This window comes from Helcococcus ovis (assembly GCF_004524775.2).
Lineage (GTDB): Bacteria > Bacillota > Clostridia > Tissierellales > Peptoniphilaceae > Helcococcus > Helcococcus ovis.
Map to the genome: position 1 here is coordinate 1,486,661 of NZ_CP119081.1, position 24,141 is coordinate 1,510,801.

The following is a 24,141-nucleotide window of genomic DNA, read 5'->3' on the forward strand; positions in this document are numbered from 1 at the left end:
TTAATCAATTAAATGATTTTAGGTAAATATTTCTCATCATTATAATACTTGAAAATTTGAACATTTTCAGGTAATTTTTCATTTAATAAAAATGCTTCTGCAAAATCAGCAAACAATCTTTCTGAACCCTCATGTGAAATATCTAAAATCGAACATCCCTTTTCAAGAGTATCCATTGCAACATGATGGGTTACATCTCCTGTAATAAATAAATCCACACCTAAAGAAATTGCTTCATTTATAAAATCCATACCTGAACCTGAAATAAATCCTATCCTGCTAATTTCATTATTTGCATTATAAAAATTTACCTTATCTAAACCTAATCCCTCTTTTATATTTAAAACTATTTTATCCAAAGAATCATCTACACTAGCAATTGAGCCATATCCATATCCTCCTTCAGTAAGAATTATTTTACCTTCAGATTTATATCCGATTTTTTCAAACAAAAATTCATTAAATCCACTAACATCCGAAGCAGTATGTGAAGCATAAATACAAATATCATTCTTTATTGCTTTAATTATCTTTTTGCCCTTAAAATTATCAAATTGAATATTGTTCACATTCGGGAAAATTATCGGATGATGAGAAACTATTAAATTACAACCATTTTGGATAGCATAATCTAAAGATTCCTCTGTAATTTCAAGTGTGCATAAAATATTTTTAACTTCATCGTTTTTATTTCCAACTTGAATACCACCATTGTCCCATTTTTCTTGTAAATCTAAAGGATGTTTTTTTTCAAACTTTACAATTATTTCTCGAATTTGCATAATAATCCTTCCAAAATTTTTATTTCTCCTAAAATTTCTGATTTTCTTTTATTCGTCTTATCTGTATTTATCTTTTCTATACGAGTATATACATCCTTTAAATCCTGTATTTCTATCTCAATAATTTCTTTTGTAATTTCATCTTTATTTAAAATATTACTCTTACCATATTTATAAAATTCTTCCTTAGAATATTTTTCAACTAATTCATTTTTTCTAAATTTAGCCACAATAATATTATAAAAGTAACTTTCTTCCTTACAGATATTTTCATCAATAATCTCAAAGTTATTATCATGTAGCCATTTTCTTAAATGTGTTTGTGAGTTATTTGGTTGAAGTATAAGTTTTTCTGCATTTTTAGCAACTTCAATACCTCTTTCAAGAATTTCAGCTATTAAAAATCCTCCCATTCCCGAAATAATTATTTGATTAACTTCCTGATTTAATGCGTATATACCATCTGTGACAATTGTTTCAATGTTATAATTGTTATTTTCTAATTTATCTCTAAGTTTTTGCAATGAATTTGCTGAAATATCTGTCGCTATAACCTTTTTAGGATTTTTTTCTTCATAGACTTTTATAGAAGTAATTCCATGATCAGCTCCCACATCTGCAACTATTTTATTTTCATCAATATAACTTACTAATATGTCTAATCTTTTCATATTTTCCCTTTTATATAAATTACAATATACAAAAAATGTACATGTAAATTGTAATTTATTATAATTTACATGTACACCTTAACCTTAAAGTGAAAAATTATGTTAAAAACCTTCTAAAAAGTCTTTAATTTTATCACCCTTCCCCGGACGTTTTAATTTTCTAATTGCTTTTGCTTCTATCTGTCTAATGCGTTCTCTTGTAACATCAAATTCCTTACCCACATCTTCCAATGTTTTAGGCACTCCGTCAACAAGACCAAATCTTAATTCAATTACTCTCTTTTCCCTATCCGAAAGTGTTGAAAGAATTTCTTCTAATTGTTCTTTTAACATTGTTTGATTTGCTGCTTCATCCGGTGCTAAAGCTTTTTCATCTTCAATAAAATCTCCTAAATGAGAATCATCTTCTTCTCCAATTGGTGCTTCTAATGAAACTGGTTCTTGAGAAATCTTTCTAACTTCTCTAACTTTTTCAACTTCTAATCCCATTTCTTTAGCTATCTCTTCATTTGTAGGTGTTCTTCCTAGTTCTTGAACAAGCTGTCTTTGAACTCTAACTAATTTGTTAATTGTTTCCACCATATGAACTGGAATTCTAATTGTACGAGCTTGGTCAGCTATAGCTCTTGTAATTGCCTGCCTAATCCACCATGTTGCATATGTTGAGAACTTAAATCCACGTTTATAATCAAATTTCTCCACAGCTTTCATCAAACCAAGATTACCTTCTTGAATTAAATCTAAGAAACTCATTCCTCTCCCAACATATCTTTTTGCTATGGAAACTACAAGTCTTAAATTTGTTTCCGCAAGTTTTCCCTTTGCATATTTGCCAACTCTATATCTTTTCTTTAAGTATTTAACATCAGCATCATCTAAACCGCTTCTTTGAATCATTTTTTCATTTAATTTTCCACGTTCATAAATCTCTTTTAATGTATCATATTCATCTACACTTAAAATAAATTTAGATTTATCTTCACATTTCCCATTGATTCTATTTAATATTTTTTCAAGACCGATATCTAATTTATTGTAATTATCTTCTTCAAAGAACATAACTCCTCTATTATCTTTTTCATGTCTTTCTCTAACAATTAAATCAGAATATACGTAATATTTTAATATTTCATATTTAGTTTCCATTGAAAGTTTTTCACTTTCAGTTATTAATTCGATATCTAATTCGTTGAATTCATTAAAGAAATGATATTCTATATCTGTCTTGTCATTTATTTTTTTAGCCAATTTAATAATTGCATTTTTATTTTTATATGTGTATTCACATGTTTTTTTGTACGATGATGTCATCTTTCCATCTAATTCCAGATCCGTTCCATCCGGTAAAACCAAGTCAAATATTATAGATTTAATCATCTCAATAGCTGTGGAAATATCATTCATTTGATCATCTGAAATTATTGTTTTATCAAGTCTCGTAACTACTAAATCATTTAAGTATTTTAATAAATTTAACCCCTCTTTTTCATGATCCGTTTCATTTTCAATACAGTTAGTAAATCGTCTCATTAAATAAATAAAATTCAATTCATTTATTATTTTTTCATCAATTTTTTTACCTTCTTCTAAATTACTATTACCAAAAATTATTTTTTTAGCTAAATCAAAATAAGCTTGTTTTTTAGATAGCTCTACTTCCTCATCAATTGTATATGGCAGATTTTCAATTGCTTTATAAGCTATCTCTCCTTCTTCCATTTGCCTTGAAAGTGTAATTTCCTCTTTTTTTGACAAAAGATTTAATTTTCCAATTTCTTTAAGATACATCTTTACGGGATCATCTACAAAGGCACCTTTAATTTCACTTATATCCTCGTCCTCTTGTGCATCTTCATCATCATAATCCGGTGCTTCATCTTCGATACTATCATAATCAACATCTTCATCGTCGTGTTCAGGTTCTACAAAACCATCCTTTAACAGATCAATGTCCATATCACTTAACTCTTTTTTCAAGATTTCAATGTCATCATATTCTAAATTTGAGTATCCATCAATTGACTCTAATTGTGAAATTAAAATTGTATCATTTTTTTCTTCTGCTAAAGATTTTGCTTCTTCTAAAATTGACAACCTTAAATTCTCCATTTCAATATCTTTATCCTTCATACATCCTCCTTAAGTCAATTTCTGCAATAAATTAGTATATTCTAATAAAAGTTCTCTGTCGCCTCTTTTTTCTTTCAGCTCTTCTTTTATTTCACCCAATCTAGTTTGCAACTTGAATACTTCTACTCTGTGTTTTAACTCTAATAATATACTATCTAGTTTTGCATGTTCTATATTTTTAATTAAATTATTATATTCTATGTCTAATCCTAAATCATTAAAGATTTCCATATTTAATATGTCTTCTATAATTAGATTTTTTTCAAAATGTTCTTCTATTTTTTTATATATTTTAATAAAATTATCATTTTCTAAAAAATTCTTAAATTCTCTCAGTTCATCATAACAATATTTATCTATCATAGAGTACATTATTATTTCTCTTTGCAATAAATTTTTTTTATTTTCATTTTCCGTTTTTTGAACTGTATGAGTCTTAACTGTAGGATTTATATACCCCTTTTTATTGTTGTTAAAATTTTGAGATTTTCTAAACTCTTCTCTTTGATTATTTTTTTTAATAATTATATCTACGTCATTTCTTAAAGATTCAGTTGTTACTCCTATAAATTTAGCAGATTTATCTATATATAAATCTCTAACTACATTTCCTCTTATACTTGCTAAAAACTGAGTGATCTCTTTTATAAAATTAATTTGATTTTCACTTGATTCATAAAGTTTCTTTAATTTATAATCAATAACATTTGACGCTTTTTTCATCATATCATCAAATGCTTCTCTGCCTTTTAATTTAATAAATTCATCAGGATCCATACCATTTGGAAACTCTAAAATTTTTAATTGAACATCTAAATTTTTAAAAATTTCTATAGCTCTCAATGTAGCTTTGATACCTGCTGTGTCACCATCATAGGCAATATAAACTTCTTTTGAATATCGTAAAATCAACTTTGCCTGTTCTTCTGTCAATGCAGTCCCTAAAGAAGCAAGAGCATAATCTATTCCATAATTATACAATGAAATAACATCCATATATCCTTCTACAAGAATAATTTTTTCTTGTTTATTTCTCTTAATTACATTTACTCCGTATACATTTTTACCTTTTATAAATATATCTGATTCCGGAGAATTTAGATATTTTATATTATTATTATTGTTTAGTGTCCTTCCACCAAAACCAATAACTTTATTTTTATTATTTAAAATTGGAAAGATAAGTCTATCTCTAAACTTATCATAATAGTTTCCATTTTTTTCTCCAATAAGACCTAAATCTAGCATATCTTGTTCTTGAAAGCCTTCTTTTTTCAAATATTTATATAAATCATTATTATGATTTGCATATCCTAAAAAATATTTGTTCAAAATATTTTTATTTAATCCTCTTTCATTCAAATAATTTTGAGGAATTTGATTTGTAAGTAATTCCTTAAAATAAAATCTGGCAGCTTTTGAATTAATTTCATAAAGCTTATTACTTCTTGAAACTTTTTCTTTAGAATATTCTGTTTCTTCTAAAGAAAAGCCTAATTTTTCAGCTATAAATTTTATGGCATCAATATATTCTAAATTTTCCATTTTCATTATAAATGATATTGCATCGCCACCTTCGTGACACCCAAAACAATGAAAATTATTTTTTTCACGATTAACCATAAATGATGGAGTTTTCTCATTATGAAACGGACATAACCCCTTAAAACTGGATCCCGCTCTCTTTAGATCAACATATTCAGAAATTATATCCACAATATCTATTCTTGATTTTAATTCTTCTATTTGTTGTTCCGGTATAAACCCCATATAAACTCCTGATTAATTCTCTATTTGTTCTATTACTTTAGCTGCTGTTTCTTCAATGGTAGATGAAGAAACATCTATAACTGTACATCCCAAATCCTCATACAATTTTTTAGCAAATTCTAATTCTTCATTAATTCTCTTATCATTTGCATAAGTAGAATTTTGACTCAATCCCAAAGTTAATAATCTTTGATTTCTAATTTCATTTAATTTTACAGGATCAATAATTAATCCTATAAGTTTCTTCTTATCTACTTTGTAAATTTCTTTTGGTATTTCAATTTCAGGTACCAATGGCAAATTTGCAACTTTATATGATTTATTAGCCAAATATACTGACAAAGGCGTTTTAGATGTTCTAGAAACTCCTAAAAGTACAATATCTGCTTCTAAAAATCCCTTAGGATTTTTACCATCATCAAAATTCATGGCGAATTCTATAGCTTCAATTTTATTAAAGTATGAATTATCCAAATCTCTCATTAATCCTGGTTTTCTATTTGCTTTTTGTCCAAGAAAATTTTCAATATGTGTTATTGGGCTTAATAGTAAATCTATAACTTCAAATTCTTCACTTTGATAACTTTTAATTTTATTTACAACTTCATCAACTACTACCGTCATCAAAACAATTGTTTTTCCTTCATTATGCTCAAAAATTTTTTCGACTTGCTTTGCATTTGTAATATTAGAATATCTTTTTCTATTAAATTCTACAGATGGAAATTGAATCATGATCGCATTTCCTAATTGATTAGCTGTTTCACCTGTTGAATCTGAAATAACATATAAATTAACCATAAATCTTACCTCACAATCTCTGTTGGATTAAATAATTCATTAATTTTATCACTTAAAATTTTTATAATAGATAATCTATTCGTTTTTATAGCTTCATCATCTGAATTAACATGAGTATTATCTAAATATTTGTCCACTTCTATAACAATTTCTGATAATAAATCAAAAGCAGCGTTAATTTTACCATCTAATTTTAATGTGTTTACTTGTTCTACTTGTCTAACTTTATAATATATGTTTTTATCATCATCTGTAAATATAGATTCATTAATTTCGATTTTTTCAGCTTTTGAGGATATATTAATCACTCTTACGAATTTTGAAATTAAATCATCAAAATTATAATTTAATTTTGATTTTTCATCTAATAGATTAATGTTTTTGTACATTTCAAAAATATCATCATTTTCTGTAGCTAAAACAGCATCTATAATATCATATCTAAAACCTTCATCTAAAAGTAAATTTCTAAATCTAATTTTTATAAATTTGAAAAGTTTTTCAACTACTTCTTCAAAATCGAATGTTTGCCCAAAGCTTTCAACATAATTATATAATGCATCTTTTATAATTTGTCTTATATTTACATTGATTCTATTGGTAATCAAAATATTTAATATTCCAAGTACAGCTCGTCTTTGTCCATACATGTCTTGAGAGCCTGTAACTTCAATCCCTTTTGAATGCAATCCGGAAATTGTATCAAATTTATCAGATAACGATAATAAAGTACCACTTGTTGTAGACGGTAATTCCGCTCCAGATTTAACAGGCATATATTGTTCTTCTATTGCTTTTGCAACTAAAGAATTTTCTCCACTTTTATAAGCGAATATTTTCCCCATGATACCCTGTAATTCAGTAAATTCAATTACTGTTGATGTAACTAAATCCGCCTTGGATAATTTTGCAGCTCTGGACGCAATTTCTATCGCATCATTTCCGCATTCAATATTTTGCCCAATTGATACAACCAATTTTTGTAATCTTTGAGTTTTATCAAGCATATTTCCTAATCCTTCATGATACCCAACTTTTTCAAGTTCCGGGATATAATCTTCAAGATTCTTTGAAATATCTTTATTATAGAAAAATTTTGCATCTTCAAGTCTTGCTAATAAAACTTTTTTATTACCTTCAGCAACATTTTCTATCCCCTTATTATCACCATTTCTAACAGAAATGAAATAAGGTAATAAATTTTCTTCATCATCTAATACAGGAAAATATCTTTGATGATCCATCATTGGTGTAATTACAACTTCTTTAGGTAAAGCTAAATATTCATTATCAAATTCACCAATAAATGGAGTAGGATACTCATTAATTTGAATTACTTCTTCTAAAAGTTCTTCATTTTCTAAATAATGTCCACCTTTTTCTTTTGATAATCTGTTTATTCCTCTTAATATTAATTGTCTTCTCTTTTCTTCAGAAACAATTACATAATTTTGTTCTAATTTTTTTTCATATTCATCAATTGAACAAATTTCTATTTCCGGTTTTCCTAAAGTTCTATGTCCCTTAGTAATATTTGAAACTTTAATACCTTCTAAATCAAAATCTAAAACTTTATCATCTAATAATGATACTATCCATCTAATAGGTCTTAAAAATCTAAGATTTTTACCACCCCATCTCATTTGTCTAGGATTTGAAATTGACTTAATCATATGTGGAATTTCTTTTTTTAATAACTCATCCAATTTTAGAGTATCTTTTATTATTTTCGCAAATATATAATCCTCACCATTTAATTTATGATAAACAATATCTTTTAATTCTACATTTTTACTTTTCAAAAATCCTTGTAATGCTCTTGAAGGATTGCCTTGTGAATCAAATGCAATTTTTCTTGATGGACCCTTTACAAGCTCTGTATTATCCATTTCTATATTTTTGATATTTTTAATTAAAATAGAAAATCTTCTAGGAGTACTGTTTATTGATAAACTTTCAAATGAAAAATTATTTCCATTAAATGATTTTTCGATATAATTTTTAAATTGATTTTGAGTTGATTTTATATATTTAGCCGGAAACTCTTCAACTCCAACTTCCAGTAAATAATTACTCATGATTTTCCTCTTTTCTAAGCAATGGGAACCCCAATTCTTCTCTCTTTTCTAAATGATTTTCCGCAACTTTTCTTGCTAAATTTCTAACTCTTTGTATATATAAGTTTCTATCCGATACCGATATTGCTCCTCTTGCATCTAAAACATTAAATGTATGTGAGCATTTTAGTACATAATCATATGATGGCATCACAAGTTTTAGTTCACTTAATCTTTCCGATTCTTTTTCATACATATCAAATAATTTTTCAAGCATTTCAACATCAGCTTCTTCAAATGAATATTTTGAATTTTCGTATTCTGAAATTTTGAATAAATCACCATAAAATAATTCATCATTCCATTTTAAATCATAAACTGAATCTACATTTTGGATATACATAGCCAATCTTTCGATACCCATTGTTATTTCTCCAACTTCTATATCTAGGGGAATTCCTCCTATTTGTTGGAAATATGTAAATTGAGTTATCTCCATACCATCAAGCCACACTTCCCAACCTACTCCCCAAGCACCAAGTGTTGGCGATTCCCAATTATCTTCAACAAATCTAATATCATGAATACTTGGATCAACTCCTATTAACTCTAATGATTTTAAATATTTGTCTTGAATATCATCCGGCGTTGGTTTCAATATAATTTGTAACTGGTGATGTTGATATAGTCTATTTGGATTTTCGCCATATCTTCCATCTGCCGGTCTTCTGGATGGCTCAACATAAACCGTATTCCAAGGTTCCGGTCCCAACGATCTTAAAAATGTGTTTGGATTCATTGTCCCTGCACCTTTTTCAATATCATATGGTTCCAAAATTACCGAACCATTTTGTGACCAATAATTTTTTAATGTTTCAATCATTTGTTGTAAATGCATCTTTTTTCTCCTCATTAATTAATCCCAATTAATCTTGATAAAGTTTTATAAGAATTAGGCATAGAAATATCAACATTGTACCTAATAAAATTCATTAAAATTTTTAAAATTTTTTTTTCATCTACTCTATTATTTATTATATCAATTTTTTCATAAACTTGTACTAAAATACTATATAAATACTCATATTCATAATAATCCAAAATAATTGCGTCATGATTTTTATGATTTTCACACAATATTCCCCCTACTGACTGTGAAAAATATATTTTATTTAATTTTTTATTTCCACAAATTGTACAATTAAAAAGCTCAGGTTTATATCCAAGGATTGATATAACTTTAATTAAATACATATTTAAAACAGTTATATATCTATTTGTTAAACTCAGATAAGATATAGATTTTGCTAATAAATCGTACACTATTTCATTCTTTTCATTTTTTAACATCATTCTTTCCATTATATCAAAAAAAAGCTGTGCAATGTATATCTTAATGATACTATCTCTTAAATGTAAATTATCATTAACAATTTCTCCATCTTTAATATAATAAAAATCCTTTGATTTAGTTAATTCAAAATCAGCCTCTGTAAATACTGAAACTAAATTTTGTTTTTTTGACTTTGGATTTTTAACTCCTCTTGCCATCACAGAAATTATTCCTTCATTTCTTGTAAATATAGTAAGAATTTTACTAGTTTCTCCAAAATCTACAGCTCTAAATACTATTCCTCTAAAATTATCTATATCCAAAATCCTTTACCCTTGAATCTTTCTTTCTCCAGTCTTTTGCTACCTTAACCCAAATTTTCAAATTCACTTTAGTATCAAGTAAATTTTCAATATCTCTTCTAGATTGAGTACCAATTTTTTTTAACATTGTCCCCCCTTTACCTATTACCATCCCCTTATGGGAATTTTGCTCAACATAAAGGTTTACTTCAATTTGCATTTTACCGGTTTCTTCATTTTCTGAAATTTTAAGCACTTCAACTGCAATTCCATGGGGGATTTCATCATACATATTTTTTAAAACTTTTTCTCGGATAATTTCTGCAATAATATTTCTCTCAGGCTGATCCGTTATCATATCACTTGGGTAATATTGTGGACCTTCCTCTAATAAAGAGTAAACCGTATCTAAATATTCTTGATAATTTGTTTGTTCTAATGCAGAGATTGGTATAACTTTTTCAAATTTATTCATAGATTTATATTTTAAAACTATCTTTTCTACTTGTTCTTGATTTTCCGCAGTATCAATTTTATTAACTAATAATATAACTTTTGTATTTACTCCATCCAAAATATCAATAATATACTGATCTAACTTTCCAATATCATCACTCATATCAACCATAAAAGTTACAATATCAACCTCATTTAACGTACTTTTTGAAACCGACAACATATAATCTCCAAGCTTATTTTTAGGCATTTGTATCCCCGGCGTATCTAAAAATACTACTTGCATGTACTCATTTGTAAGCACCATTTGTATTTTATTTCTTGTTGTTTGTGGTTTATCTGATATTATTGAAATTTTTTCTCCAATTAATCCATTTAATAAAGTAGATTTCCCAACATTAGGTCTACCTATAACGGTAATAAATCCTGACTTAAACATAACTCTCCTATATATAATTTATAAATATAACCAATGCAAGTATAATGCCTAGCACCGCTCCTATAACTATCTCTTTCATTGTATGTATCTTAGCTTCATATCTTGATTCACCAACAATTGCCGCAAGTATGAATAATAATATGCCGATTATATAGTTTTTTGATATTATATATCCAATTGTAGCAATATTAAAAGCTAAAGATGTATGTCCTGAAACACTTCCACCAAATAAATGAGTTGTATTTTTTTTGAAAAATATCCCCTTTAATAAAAGTGTTAAGAGCATAACAGCTCCTATTGATATTACTACAAGATGTTCTTGATTTATCATTATTTTTTGAAAAACATTTTTACTTATAAATATTTTTTTCAATTTAGGATAAAGCAATAAATAGCCAACTATGAGAGAATTTATCGACATTAATAAAACTGCTCCCGCTGAAATATCTTTAGTTTTTTTAGCAAGTTCATGATATTTACCATCAATAGTTAAATCTGTTAATGTTTCAATAGCAGTATTTATAAGCTCTGTAACTAATACAAGCATTGTTGTAATTGCAATAATTATCAATTCCACTCTAGTAAAATCCAATAAAAATGATAAGATCAAAACCATAGTTGCAATAATAATATGAATTTTCATATTTCTTTCGGTATTAACACTTTCAATAATTCCATTTATAGCATTTTCAAATGATGAAGCTATTTTATTATTATTTTTAATTCGATCTTTTTCTTCATTATCATAATTTTTCATTTAAAAATTCCTAGATTTTTCATTATTTCTTTTTCTTTTGTCCTCATTTCCATCTTTTCATCTTCTTGCATATGATCATATCCCAAAAGATGCAACATTGAGTGAACCGCTAAATATACAAATTCTCTTTCCTCTGAATGTCCAAATTCTTGAGCCTGACTTTTCACTCTTTCACTACAAATAACTATATCCCCCAACATACCCTCTTTTGGAATAAAACTTCTTTCAAATAAAGGAAAACTTAATACATCTGTCACACTATCATTATTTCTATATTCAAAATTTAAATGTTTAATTTCATCTGCATCAACTACAGAAATAGAAATCTCATAATTCGTACCGTATCCTGTGGTTTTAAGGGTTTCCATCAATGCTTCCTTTATTTTCTTTTCTAAATTTTTATCCAATTTGATTAATTCGTTTTGATTATCTATCAGAATTTGCATCATTCATCCTTTTTTCATATTTATCATAAGCATCTATTATTCTTTGAACAAGAGGGTGTCTAACAACATCATTTTTATCAAGATCCACAAATTCAATACCTTCTACATTTTTCAAGATATTTCTAATTGTTATAAGGCCTGATTTTTTACCATTTGGCAAGTCTAATTGAGTAATATCCCCTGTAATGATAGCTTTTGAACCATATCCAAGCCTTGTTAAAAACATCTTCATTTGCTGAGGAGTAGTATTTTGTGCCTCATCCAAAATTACATATGAATTATCCAAAGTTCTCCCTCTCATATACGCTAACGGAGCAACTTCAATATTCCCTTTTTCCATCAATTTTTGATATGTTTCCGGCCCCATAATTTCAAATAGAGCATCATATAATGGCCTTAAATAAGGATCTATTTTTTCTTGTAAATCTCCAGGTAAAAATCCTAAACTTTCACCAGCTTCAACAGCAGGTCTTGTCAAAATAATCCTTGATACTTCTTTATTTTTAAATGCTTCAATAGCCATAGCCATAGCTAAATAGGTCTTACCGGTACCAGCCGGTCCAATTCCAAAAACAACACCATTTTTTCTAATTATGTCAACATACCTTTTTTGCCCTATAGTTTTTGGTCTTATGGGTTTTCCTTGATATGTAGTAACCAAAATATCATTTAAATAATTTTTTATGCTTTCACTATTATTTTGTTTTTCCATATTTATAGCATATCTAACATCTTCAAATGATAGATTTTCCTTTTTCTCAATTATCTCAAATAATATATCTAGCAAATGAGATACTAATTTAGAAATGCTTTCATCCCCAATTATCTTCAAATTATTATCTGAAACTCTAATTTTCACTCCAAATTCTTTTTCAATATAATTGATATTTTTATCTAAATTTCCAAATAATATATTCAATTTATCAATATTTTTTACTTTATAAACTAAATCTTTAATAATATCCTCCTACATAAGTAAAAATATAGAGGATGAATCCTCTATATTTTTCTTTCAAAAATTATACTATGAATGAAAGATTTTCTAGCTGAATTTCTTTTCTTTAGTTCTTTAGATAATGGATTTTCTTTTTTTGAGTTTTCAATTTTTATAGACTTAAAATTTTGTAAATAATTAGTATAATCAGGTACTGTATCTGATAATTCACTTTCCTCTTCATCGCCATATGAATAAATACTATTCTTAAAATATTCTCTTTTGCCATATTTTTGTTCAAAAGTACTAGCTTTATTTAAAACCTTATTATTTTTACCATTATCTTTGTTTTTTTTTGTATAAGTTTTTTTATTTTTTAATTTTTCTTTTTCAATTTCTAAATTTATTTCATTTGCTATTTCTTTTAATGCTTCAATAATCTTCACGATTATTCTCCATCAGAATTGCCCATGTCTTCACCGGCAATATTATTTCTCATATTTGTATCAGCTTTAACATTTTCTAATTTGAAATAATCCATAACTCCTAATTTCCCACTTCTCAATGCTTCAGCTAATGCCAATGGAACTTGTGATTCAGCTTCAACTACTTTAGCTTTCATACGTCTTACTTCTGCTTGCATTTCTTGCTCTTGAGCAACAGCCATAGCCCTTCTTTCTTCAGCTTTAGCTTGAGCTATTTTTTTATCTGCTTCAGCTTGATCCGCTTGTAACGCTGCCCCGATATTTCTACCTACATCAACGTCAGCTATATCAATTGACAAGATTTCAAATGCTGTACCTGAATCCAAACCTTTGGATAATACATTTTTAGAAATTGAATCCGGATTTTCTAATACATCCTTATGTGACTTTGAAGAACCTACTGTTGTAACAATACCTTCACCAACTCTTGAAATAATGGTTTCTTCTCCTGCCCCACCAACTAATCTATCTAAATTTGCTCTTACTGTAACTTTAGCAACAGCTTTAATTTCAATACCATCCATTGCCACAGCCGCAATAACAGGTGTTTCAATAACTTTCGGATTTACAGAAATTTGAACAGCTTGAAAAACATCTCTACCTGCCAAATCAATTGCTGCAGCTTGTTCAAATTCCAAATCAATATCAGCTCTTTGTGCTGCGATAAGAGCATCAACTACTTTATTTACATCTCCACCTGATAAATAATGAGCTTCAAGTTCATTAATTTTAATATTAATACCACCTTTTGTAGCTTTTATTAATGGGTTAATAATTCTTGAAGGTGCTACCCTTCTCATTCTCATACCTATTAAAGTTCCTAGACCAACTTTTACCCCTGAAAAGAATGCAGTTATCCATAATCCAACTGGAATGAATGTTAAAAATATTGATAATACAAATATTAATACAGCTACTAATATTATTAATCCAAAAAAGTTGGCATTACTTGTTTGATTTAATCCTAACAATAAAAAATTTATCATACTACCTCCTATTTAATTTCCTTTACATATATTTGATTTTTTTCAATTCTTTCAACTTTAACTATTGCAGATTTTGAAATAAAATCTCCAAAAGAAACCGCATTGTAAAGCTTTCCTTCTATCTTAACCAACCCTGATGGTCTTAAAGTTTTCTCAACTATTCCTTCCTTATTAATCAAATCCAAACTAATAGTGTCAACTGATTTTGACTTGGTTTTTGACATGTTATCTCTTAAAACTAATCTATTTTTATCAAAATTCTTAAAAAATATTTTAATAATAATTAAAGAAATAAACAATGATAATAAAATAGAAATTATAAGACATAGAAATATATTATCTATATTTTTAATCGCAAGAAAGGATTCAAAAATTAAATAAATTCCTGTAATACCAATTATCCCAAAACTTGGAATAAAAAGTTCCATTATCAACGCCGTTAATCCAAGAGTAAGTATGATAACAAACACAACTTCTGTTGTTATGATTCCTGTTAACATTTGCACCTCCTTTATATTAAGGTTACCCAAAATTTATCAAATATATCATAAGTTATATATATTTATATTACCACATTTTTCTGATATTATTAATATAAAAATAAAATATTAAATGAAAGGAATTAATTATGATTAAAAACATAATTTTTGATTTAGATGAAACCTTAATTGAAACACGTAAATTTTTAGATAATTTTGTAAAATCAATACATCAAAACTTTTTTTCAAATATTGAATTTGAATTATTCAAGAAAGTTTTTTACGAAGAAATAAAAAAAGAATATGAAAAATTAAAGGATCATGAATTTTTTGATTTAGGGCTTGGATATTTTGATATATATTTTGAAAATGGATTAGATAGATTTTTAGGAATTAAAAAATCCAGTCAAATTAGAGAAAGAATAGTTTCAAATATTTTATCAAAATTAAATATAGATAATTCTAATAATTTAAGCACAAAAATTATTAGATATATGATGTCAAAATGGCAAAATCATCTAGAAAAAATTGATGGCGTTGATGAACTTTTAAATAAATTACAAAATTATAATCTATATCTTCTTACTGACGGATTTACAGACACTCAATTATCAAGAGCGTATTTCCTGAATCTTGATAAATATTTTAAAAGGTCATATGCTTCAGAAGATCTTGAAAAAGGCAAAAAATTTTCAATTCCTTTTATGTTACTAATGAAGGAAAATAATTTAATCCCGGAAGAAACACTAATGATTGGAGATAATTATCAATCCGACTATCTAGGAGCAAAAAAATGTGGAATCACACCAATTTATTTTGATAGATACAATAGAGATGATATTGCTTTACTTAAGGCTTCTAATTATGATGAATTACTTAATATAATAAATAGCTTGTAATTAAAATGAGGTGCTACAAAATATCAAATTTAATTTATAGTTATTTTGTAACACCTCTATTTATATTTAATATATTATTTCATATTACTTAAAATGCTAATTAATTTTTTTGTTACATTAGAAGATACTCCTAGCATATCTTGATAATATTGAGTAGAATCTTTTTTTATTTTATTATTATCATAATTTACTGTGATCCTTATTAAATAATCCTTAAATTTCAATATATTTGAAATAGTTTATTCAGAATTAGAATTCGGAATAAACTAATAAGAATCAAATGTATATCTTTCAACATAAAATTCACCAACACTACTTGTGCCCTATGGGTATTTGACAAAGAACCTTTAAATTTAAACAAAAAAGAACTAGCTACCGTAGTAACTAGTTTTGATAACAAATTATCCTCTTCTTTTTTTTCTTTTTGCTGCGTCAATTTTTCTCTTTCTTACAACACTAGGTTTTTCATAGTGTTCTTTTCTCTTGTATTCTGAAAGAACTCCTGTACGAGCACATTGTCTTTTAAATCTTTTTAAAGCACTGTCGATTGATTCGTTTTCACCAACTCTAATTTCTGTCATGTCTTTCACCTCCCCACATGCTTTAATCTTTAACCACGAGGTTTACCTACTAATTATATATGAATGGCCTCTATTTTTCAAGCATAATTTTTTATTTTAAATTAATATCACCTTTTTCATATTGAATCATTGAAATCAATGCAATAGCTGCTGTTTCAGTTCTTAAAATTCTATTACCTAAATTAACCACATTAGCTCCGGCAGATTCAATTTTTTCGACTTCAACCTCAGAAAATCCACCTTCTGGTCCAATTATTATATTTATTTCCTTAAAATCATCATTAAGTAAAATTTCTTTTAATGTAATTCCTCTATTTTCATAAGCTATCACTGTAAATTTATCTTTAATTTCATTTACCATTTCATTGAACAAAACTAAAGGTAAAACTTCTGGTATAATTGTTCTTTTTGACTGTTTAGCAGCAGATGAGGCTATTTCTTGATATCTTATAAGTTTCTTTTTTTCTTTTTTAGCATCCCATTTTACTATTGTCCTTGAAGATTCAAAAGGAATAATCTTACTTACTCCCAATTCTACAGCTTTTTGAATTATTAACTCAAACTTATCCGATTTTGGCAACCCTTGATATAGGTTAATTTTAATATTAGACTCATTATTATCTTCTTTTTGAGAAATAATTTCACAAATCGCAAAATCTTTAAAAATTTCCTTAAGCTTTACCATATAAACAATTTCTGAGATTACAACCTCAAATTCCTCATTTTCTGTTATTCGCAATACATTTATGTGATGTAAATTTCTTTCTGAAATATATATTTCTCCATTATTTAAACTATTTTCATTTTCAAAAAATCTATGCATTTTTTCTACCTGCTGAAATTAATACCCAGTCATTTTTATATTTTGTATCTATCACCTTAAATCCAGTTGCTTCCAGTTTTTCTTTAACTAGTTGCTCTTTTTCTTTAATAATTCCAGATAATATCAAAATACCATTTTCATTTAGGTATTTATCGACATCATCAAGCATTACAACTATGATTTCAGCAAGAATATTTGCGAAAATAAAATCATATTTATTTTTAACATTCGAGAATAAATCTGAAACAAATGCATTTAATTCCACATTATTAATAACGGAATTTTCATTAGTTGAAGAAATGGCTATTTCATCAATATCACAAGCATCTACTTGATTTGCGTTTAATTTTTTAGCAAGAATTGATAAAATTCCTGATCCACAACCCATATCAAGAATATTCTTCCCTGTAAAGTCGTCATCTTCAACATATTCCATACACATGGAAGTTGTTTCATGTGTTCCCGTTCCAAACGCCATCTTTGGATCTATTTCTATAACAATTCTCTCTGTTTCAGGCCTTTCTTCCCATGATGGTTTAATAAAAATTTTATTTCCTATATTAAAACTTTTATATGATTTTTTCCATTCTTCTTCCCAGTTTGAATTATCGATAAATAATTCTTCAGATTTGAAATTTTCAATATTTTCAGTTAAAAAAGTTCTAAGTCTTTCTAGCTCGCTTTTTCCTAAATCACTTTCTTCAAAATATACACCATATGAAATTGTGCCATTATCAACAACTTTAATGTCGGAAATCTCCCATTCTGGCAATTCTAGTAATAAATTTTGTTTTTCAATAGGGTCATCAACTTCAAATCCTATATTTTCAAAATTGTATATATTTGATTGAATAAAATCATCAAATTTTCTATCTAATGTGAACTTTAATAATAAATAACTTTCCATATTACCTCTATACTATTTTAATCAATGATGAAGTTTTAGACTCAAACTCCACTCTTAACTCGTCATCTTCAATATTTAGTTTACCATACCCTAAAATAAATTCTGCCTTTTTCGATAAACCAAAGAAACTTAAATCAATATTTATTTTTTCTACTTTTGATGATTTCGACCAAATAAATATATACACCTCATCTTCTGTAAATCTTGAAAATGCAAACACATCTCCTTTAGCATAAACAACCTTAAATCCACCAAATCCAAATGCCGAATTTTGCGATTTTAAATTAGATAAAGTTTTATACATTTCAAATATCTCTTGCTTTTTAGCAGGAAGTTTTTCACTCCAGTCCATTGGATATCTCGCCCCTTCAATTGAATGCATTTCTCCATCTAAATATTTTTCATCTCCATAATATACATTTACCGCACCGGGTAATCCAAATAAAGTTATTACCGCTCCTTTATACACATCTATATCTACTTTTGGATTATTATATAGTCTTGTAATATCATGACTATCAATTAAATTAAACATTTGATATTGTATTTGAGATGGTAAAACTTCAAATGTTTGAGTCAATCTATTTTTTAACTGCTCTGCATTAAAATTATAATCTATCATTGCCAAATCTTGATTCCTTGCATTGAATATATCTTTTTCTCCTGCAAATTCCCTTATAGGTAGTGTTGATGAAAAATAGTTCATTGTAGAATCCCATCTATTTCCATTATACATTTCTGGTGCATCTTGCCATTCTTCCGCTAAAATAAGAGCATTTTTATTTACACTTTTAATTTCCTTATTAATTTCAGTCCAAACTTCTTCATATACATTAACTTTTTCATTTCTTGCCATTACATCAGCAACATCAAATCTCCAACCATCTATATTAAATGGTTCTTTTAGATATTTTTTTAAGACAGAATTTTCGTCTCTATATATAATATTTCTTAGACTCTGAGAGTTATAATTTAAGCTTGGCATAGTCTTAACTCCAGCCCATGCTTCATAACTTCCATCTTCATTAATAAAGTAATATTCTCTTTCTTTTGAATTAGGATTGTTATATGCACCGATACTTTTATCATAGAAAAGTCCATCCATATTAAACCATTTTGATGAACTTGATGTATGATTTATTGAAATATCCAATATAATCTTCATATTTCTTTTATGAATTTCATCACATAATTTCGCTAAACCTTCTTCTCCACCTAAACTGGGGTCTATTTCAAAATAATCTAATGCATCATATTTATGAATTGTAGGAGAAATAAAAATAGGATTGAAATATATCGCATTAACACCTAAATCCTGTAAATAATCCAATTTTTCAATTACACCATAAAAATCTCCACCATAAAAATCCATACAATGTGCTTTATCCCATTGATAAGGAACTTCTTCCCATTTCATATTTATAGGATGAAATCCTTGATATGTATATGCTCCTTCTTTAATAGTTATTTCAGGTTTCCCATTTTTAAATCTATCGGGTATAATTTGATAAAAAACAGTATTATGCATCCATCTCGGAGCATTATACCCCACTAAAATTTTAAAATTATTTGAATTACCTACCCTATAATCATGAAAACCCGATTGATTATAATAAAATATAGAATCTTTTGTTGTTATATTAAAATAATAAGAAAATAATTCTTCATGACATACCACATTAACTTTATAATATACCAAATTGTTTTTCTCATAAGCATATTGCATTTTTTGTATAACTTCTTCACCTAACTTTCTATATCTTATATACACACCTGTTACTTTATCATTTTTTTTCATTCTTATTTTTAATTCTATTTTTTCTTTTAATTTAGGATATGAATTAGAAACGTAATTTATAGTTGAATCGTGATAAATTGTATTTAATATTTTTTTCACTTTAGCCTCTCGTACAATATAATTTTTTACTCTTTTAATTATAACATTTTATTTTACTTTTTCACAAATATTGTATTTTCAACGTTTAAGAGGAATTGTTACATTTTGTTAAAAACTTAAAATCGGAAAATGTTTACATCTTACTTTCCTCTTTACAAAATTTTGTTAATATAATATCATGTAGTTGTTAATAAAATAACCGTTCTAAAAGGGGGAACAAATGGTAGCAAAAAAAATAGAAACAAAGGTAGAAGAAACAATGGAAAAAAATATGGAAGTAGAACAATTAGTTGCTAATGCTAAAGTTGCATTAAGTGAATTTATGTCTTACGATCAAGAACAAATCAATAAAATTGTTCATGCTATGGTAATAGCTGGTAATGACCAACATATGGTGCTTGCTAAGGCAGCTGTAGAAGAAACAAAAAGAGGTATATACGAAGATAAATGTATTAAAAACTTATATGCAACAGAAACAATTTGGCATTCAATCAAAAATCAAAAAACTTGTGGTGTAATAGATAGAGATATGCAAACCGGAGTTATTAAAGTAGCATCTCCTCTAGGTGTAGTTGCAGGTATAACACCAGTTACAAACCCAACTTCAACAGTATTATTCAAATCAATAATATCAATAATGGGTAGAAATCCAATAATATTTGCATTTCACCCAAGTGCACAAAATTGTTCAGCTTTAGCTGCAAAAACTGTTTATGATGCTGCAATTAAGGCAGGTGCTCCAAAAAACTGTATCCAATGGATAACTCAACCTTCGATTTCTGCTACTTCAGAATTGATCAATCATACAAATATAGCTATCACACTGGCAACAGGTGGTAACGCAATGGTTAAAGCAGCTTACTCAACAGGTAAACCTGCTTTAGGAGTAGGTGCAGGAAACGTACCGGCATACTTTGAAAAATCATGTGATATTAGAAGATCAGTAAATGACGTTATCGTTTCAAAATCATTTGATAACGGTATGATTTGTGCTTCAGAACAAGCAGTTATTTGTGACAAAGAAATTTATGACGAGGTAAAACAAGAATTTACAAGAAATAGAGGTTATTTCGTACCGGCTAAAGATATTAAAAAATTAGAAAAATATGTAATTAATGAAGAAAAAGGAATGGCTAACCCTGATATAGTTGGTCAAACAGCTATGACAATTGCTGAAAAAGCTGGCATTAAGGTTCCTGTTGGCACAAAATTACTTATAGCTGAAGTAGATGGCATCGGTCCGGATTATCCATTAACGAGAGAAAAATTATCTCCGGTATTAGCATTTATAAAATCAGAGTCTTTAGAAGACGGTTTTACAAAATCAAGACAAATGTTAGAATTTAACGGCATGGGACATTCAGCTTCCTTACACACTTTTGCCGGTAATAATGAAATTATCGAACAATTTGCTCAACAAATGGAAGCATGTAGAATTTTAGTAAACTCTCCATCATCAATTGGTGGTATCGGTGATTTATATAATGAAATGACTCCATCATTAACATTAGGTTGCGGTTCATACGGTAAAAACTCAGTAAGTGAAAATGTTTCTGTGAAACACTTAATTAATGTTAAAACAATTGCTAAGAGGAGAAATAACATGCAATGGCAAAAACTACCATCAAAATTATACTTTGAAAAGAATTCTATCAGATATTTAGAAAAAATGCCAAACGTTGAAAAAGTAATAATCATAACAGATAAAGGTATGGTTCAACATGGATTGGTAGCTAGATTAGTTGACGTATTATCTAGAAGACCAAATGGAGTAAAATACGAAATATTCTCAGATGTAGAAGCTGACCCAACAACAGATATCGTATTAAAAGGTTTAGCAAAAATTAAAGATTTTGAACCAGATACAATCATAGCATTAGGTGGTGGTTCACCAATGGATGCAGCAAAGATGATGTGGTTAATGTATGAACAACCTGAAATTAACTTCTTTGGTGCAAAACAAAAATTCTTAGACATTAGAAAGAGAGCATACAAAATTCCTGAATTAGGCACAAAAGCTCAATTAGTAGCAATCCCTACAACATCAGGTACAGGTTCAGAAGTAACACCATTTGCTATTATTACAGATTCAGAAACACATATGAAGTTTCCAATAGCAGATTATGCTTTAACACCATCAGTAGCTATTGTTGACCCACAATTCACATATACACTACCAAAATCAATGGTAGCATACACAGGGTTAGACGTATTGACACATGCTTTAGAATCATATGTATCATGTATGGCTTCAGATTATACAAGAGGATTAAGTTTACAAGCTATCGAATTAGTATGGGGCTCATTAAGAGATTCTTATCACACAAATGCACATGCTCCAAAAGAAACAATGCATAACGCATCAACAATTGCCGGTATGGCTTTTGCTAATGCATTCTTGGGAATTAATCACTCCCTAGCACACAAGATAGGTGCAGAATTTGGAATTCCTCACGGATACGCAAATGCTATTTTATTGCCACATGTAATTAGATATAATTCAATTAACAATGGTAAAACTCAAGCTTGGGCAAAATATGAATACTTCAGAGCGGACGAAGATTACGCAAGAGTAGCAAGATTAATCGGTTGTGAAGGTAAAACAAATGAAGAATTAGTTGAAGCATTAGCTCAAGAAATTATAAAATTATCAAAAGAATTAGGATTAAATATGAGCATAAGAGAACAAGGTATTTCTCAAGAAGAATTTGATGCTAAGGTTGACAAGATTGCCGAATTGGCTTACGAAGATCAATGTACAACAGCAAATCCTAAAGAACCAATGATCGCTGAATTAAAAGAAATTTTAATTGCAGCTTATAAAGGCGAATAAGATAAAGAGTTTAACCCCTTTAAAATAAAAGTCCCACTTAAGGATGTTTCCCTGAACTATAAAAAGTTCTTAAAATCCTTAAGTGGGCTTTTGTTTATTCTTTCATGAATGTCACAATGTAAAATCCAAAAGTCACAATGCTATTTATAAATAACTGCACTTCTTAGAAAATTTCACACCAACATTTTCATGCCATTCATCCCTATAAAAGCGACTAAAAATTTACTTTTAGTCGCTAAAATATTATTATATAATTTTTCTTATCTGCTCAGAAGATTAGAAAATACAAATTACAACATCAATAACTGTTTTCTAATTTGTTAATTTTGTAAAATCTAATACCTTACGTCCTTGAATTAATCCTTTTTCCATTTCTTCAAAAACTTGAGGAGCTGAATCTACACATACCTTCTCTACAACGGGTACAACTAATCCCATTGCTCCAAATTCAAAAGCTTCTTCTAAATCTTTTCTTGTTCCAACAAGTGACCCTTTAATTCTTATACCATCTAAAACTGTCTTTACAATACTTAAATCCATATATTCTGAAGGTAATCCTACCGCTACTACTGTACCACCAGCTCTCACTGAGTTTACAGCTTGATTAAATGCAACTTTAGAAACTGCTGTTACAACAGCCCCATGGCATCCACCAACTAAATCAACAATATATCCAGCAACATCTTCTATTTCTTTTCCATTTATTACTACATCAGCACCGGATTCTTTAGCTAATTTCAACTTATCATTATTTATATCAACAGCTATTACTTTATTATTAAATACTTTTTTAGCATATTGAACTGCTAAATTACCCAATCCTCCTGCACCATATATTACAATCCATTCCCCTGGTGCAACTTCAGATTCTTTAATAGCTTTATACGTCGTAACTCCCGCACATGTTATTGATGATGCTTGAGCAGGATCTAAATTTTCCGGAACTTTTACTGCATAGTCAGCTGTCACCAAGGCATATTCACTCATACCGCCATCAACTGTATATCCAGCATTTTTTACCGAACGGCATAAAGTTTCTCTTCCTGTTGTACAATATTCACAGTGTCCACAACCTTCAAAAAACCAAGCAATAGAAACTCTATCGCCAATTTTTAATGTTGTTACTCCTTCTCCTAGCTCTTCAACAATACCAATTCCTTCATGGCCTAAAATTCTTCCTGGAACTTTTCCAAAATCACCATGTGCAACGTGTAAATCTGTGTGACATACTCCGCAATATTCAACCTTAACTAATGCCTCACCATGCCCTGGAGATGGTTTTTTACAATCTGATACTACCTCTACTCCATCTCCTTTTTTATTAACAATAACTGCTTTCATTTTATACCTCCTTATAATTTTTTACTATATCT

The 24,141-nt window shown here is 28.0% G+C and carries 22 protein-coding genes; 2 read left to right on the plus strand and 20 right to left on the minus strand.

Features of this window, described 5'->3' with window-relative positions:
• Positions 1–8: 8 nt before the first annotated feature.
• The 15 genes from EQF90_RS07035 to EQF90_RS07105 form a co-directional block, all read right to left on the minus strand.
• A complete protein-coding gene (locus EQF90_RS07035) occupies positions 9–782 on the minus strand; it encodes a Nif3-like dinuclear metal center hexameric protein (RefSeq protein WP_134711749.1) in 774 nt (257 codons plus the stop codon).
• Positions 764–1,453: a tRNA (adenine(22)-N(1))-methyltransferase gene (locus tag EQF90_RS07040; RefSeq protein WP_134711750.1), complete on the minus strand. Its 690-nt coding sequence runs from the start codon at positions 1,451–1,453 to the stop codon at positions 764–766. Before EQF90_RS07040 ends, EQF90_RS07035 begins: the two co-directional genes overlap by 19 nt.
• Positions 1,454–1,555: 102 nt before the next feature.
• Entirely contained in the window at positions 1,556–3,583 is a 2,028-nt protein-coding gene (gene rpoD / locus EQF90_RS07045) for an RNA polymerase sigma factor RpoD (protein ID WP_134711751.1), read from the minus strand.
• Positions 3,584–3,592: 9 nt separating this feature from the next.
• Positions 3,593–5,353, minus strand: a complete 1,761-nt coding sequence (gene dnaG / locus EQF90_RS07050; RefSeq protein WP_134711752.1) for a DNA primase — start codon at positions 5,351–5,353, stop codon at positions 3,593–3,595.
• A 12-nt stretch (positions 5,354–5,365) separates the two neighbouring features.
• The gene (locus EQF90_RS07055; RefSeq protein WP_134711753.1) at positions 5,366–6,154 is read right to left on the minus strand and encodes a pyruvate, water dikinase regulatory protein; all 789 of its coding nucleotides are present in this window, start codon (positions 6,152–6,154) and stop codon (positions 5,366–5,368) included.
• Between the two features lie 5 nt (positions 6,155–6,159).
• Positions 6,160–8,232 (minus strand): glycine--tRNA ligase subunit beta, encoded by a 2,073-nt coding sequence (gene glyS / locus EQF90_RS07060; RefSeq protein ID WP_134711754.1) that lies wholly within the window; start codon positions 8,230–8,232, stop codon positions 6,160–6,162.
• On the minus strand, positions 8,225–9,109 hold the full coding sequence (glyQ, locus tag EQF90_RS07065) for a glycine--tRNA ligase subunit alpha (protein ID WP_134711755.1): 885 nt from the start codon (positions 9,107–9,109) through the stop codon (positions 8,225–8,227). Before glyQ ends, glyS begins: the two co-directional genes overlap by 8 nt.
• A gap of 14 nt (positions 9,110–9,123) precedes the next feature.
• The gene (recO, locus tag EQF90_RS07070) at positions 9,124–9,867 is read right to left on the minus strand and encodes a DNA repair protein RecO (protein WP_167554148.1); all 744 of its coding nucleotides are present in this window, start codon (positions 9,865–9,867) and stop codon (positions 9,124–9,126) included.
• Complete coding sequence (era, locus tag EQF90_RS07075; protein ID WP_134711757.1) at positions 9,854–10,741, minus strand: GTPase Era; 888 nt, start codon at positions 10,739–10,741, stop codon at positions 9,854–9,856. The genes recO and era overlap by 14 nt, the downstream gene beginning before the upstream one ends.
• A gap of 7 nt (positions 10,742–10,748) precedes the next feature.
• Positions 10,749–11,498, minus strand: a complete 750-nt coding sequence (locus tag EQF90_RS07080) for a diacylglycerol kinase (protein ID WP_134711758.1) — start codon at positions 11,496–11,498, stop codon at positions 10,749–10,751.
• Entirely contained in the window at positions 11,495–11,944 is a 450-nt protein-coding gene (gene ybeY / locus EQF90_RS07085; RefSeq protein WP_134711759.1) for an rRNA maturation RNase YbeY, read from the minus strand. The genes EQF90_RS07080 and ybeY overlap by 4 nt, the downstream gene beginning before the upstream one ends.
• Complete coding sequence (locus tag EQF90_RS07090; RefSeq protein ID WP_134711783.1) at positions 11,925–12,857, minus strand: PhoH family protein; 933 nt, start codon at positions 12,855–12,857, stop codon at positions 11,925–11,927. Before EQF90_RS07090 ends, ybeY begins: the two co-directional genes overlap by 20 nt.
• A gap of 86 nt (positions 12,858–12,943) precedes the next feature.
• Positions 12,944–13,324 (minus strand): hypothetical protein, encoded by a 381-nt coding sequence (locus EQF90_RS07095; RefSeq protein WP_134711760.1) that lies wholly within the window; start codon positions 13,322–13,324, stop codon positions 12,944–12,946.
• A 2-nt stretch (positions 13,325–13,326) separates the two neighbouring features.
• Entirely contained in the window at positions 13,327–14,349 is a 1,023-nt protein-coding gene (floA, locus tag EQF90_RS07100) for a flotillin-like protein FloA (RefSeq protein ID WP_134711761.1), read from the minus strand.
• 8 nt (positions 14,350–14,357) lie between these two features.
• Positions 14,358–14,849, minus strand: a complete 492-nt coding sequence (locus tag EQF90_RS07105) for an NfeD family protein (protein ID WP_134711762.1) — start codon at positions 14,847–14,849, stop codon at positions 14,358–14,360.
• Positions 14,850–14,977: 128 nt separating this feature from the next.
• On the opposite strand from EQF90_RS07105, the gene EQF90_RS07110 reads away from it, so the two are divergent.
• The gene (locus EQF90_RS07110) at positions 14,978–15,727 is read left to right on the plus strand and encodes an HAD family hydrolase (protein WP_134711763.1); all 750 of its coding nucleotides are present in this window, start codon (positions 14,978–14,980) and stop codon (positions 15,725–15,727) included.
• 401 nt (positions 15,728–16,128) lie between these two features.
• Here the strand turns inward: EQF90_RS07110 and rpsU are convergent, their stop codons facing one another.
• The 4 genes from rpsU to EQF90_RS07130 all read right to left on the minus strand — a co-directional run bounded on the left by rpsU (position 16,129) and on the right by EQF90_RS07130 (position 19,935).
• Positions 16,129–16,308 carry a 30S ribosomal protein S21 gene (gene rpsU, locus EQF90_RS07115; RefSeq protein ID WP_134711764.1) on the minus strand — a complete coding sequence of 60 codons (180 nt, stop codon included), beginning with the start codon at positions 16,306–16,308 and terminating at the stop codon, positions 16,129–16,131.
• 91 nt (positions 16,309–16,399) lie between these two features.
• The gene (locus EQF90_RS07120; RefSeq protein WP_134711765.1) at positions 16,400–17,131 is read right to left on the minus strand and encodes an RsmE family RNA methyltransferase; all 732 of its coding nucleotides are present in this window, start codon (positions 17,129–17,131) and stop codon (positions 16,400–16,402) included.
• Positions 17,124–18,038, minus strand: a complete 915-nt coding sequence (gene prmA, locus EQF90_RS07125; protein WP_134711766.1) for a 50S ribosomal protein L11 methyltransferase — start codon at positions 18,036–18,038, stop codon at positions 17,124–17,126. The genes EQF90_RS07120 and prmA overlap by 8 nt, the downstream gene beginning before the upstream one ends.
• Positions 18,039–18,045: 7 nt before the next feature.
• Entirely contained in the window at positions 18,046–19,935 is a 1,890-nt protein-coding gene (locus EQF90_RS07130) for a glycoside hydrolase family 13 protein (RefSeq protein WP_134711767.1), read from the minus strand.
• Between the two features lie 220 nt (positions 19,936–20,155).
• Here EQF90_RS07130 and adhE point away from each other — a divergent pair, with 220 nt between their 5' ends.
• Positions 20,156–22,768, plus strand: coding sequence for a bifunctional acetaldehyde-CoA/alcohol dehydrogenase (gene adhE / locus EQF90_RS07135; protein ID WP_134711768.1), 2,613 nt, complete (start codon positions 20,156–20,158; stop codon positions 22,766–22,768).
• Between the two features lie 312 nt (positions 22,769–23,080).
• Here the strand turns inward: adhE and adhP are convergent, their stop codons facing one another.
• Positions 23,081–24,109: an alcohol dehydrogenase AdhP gene (adhP, locus tag EQF90_RS07140; protein ID WP_134711769.1), complete on the minus strand. Its 1,029-nt coding sequence runs from the start codon at positions 24,107–24,109 to the stop codon at positions 23,081–23,083.
• Between the last annotated feature and the right edge of the window lie 32 nt (positions 24,110–24,141).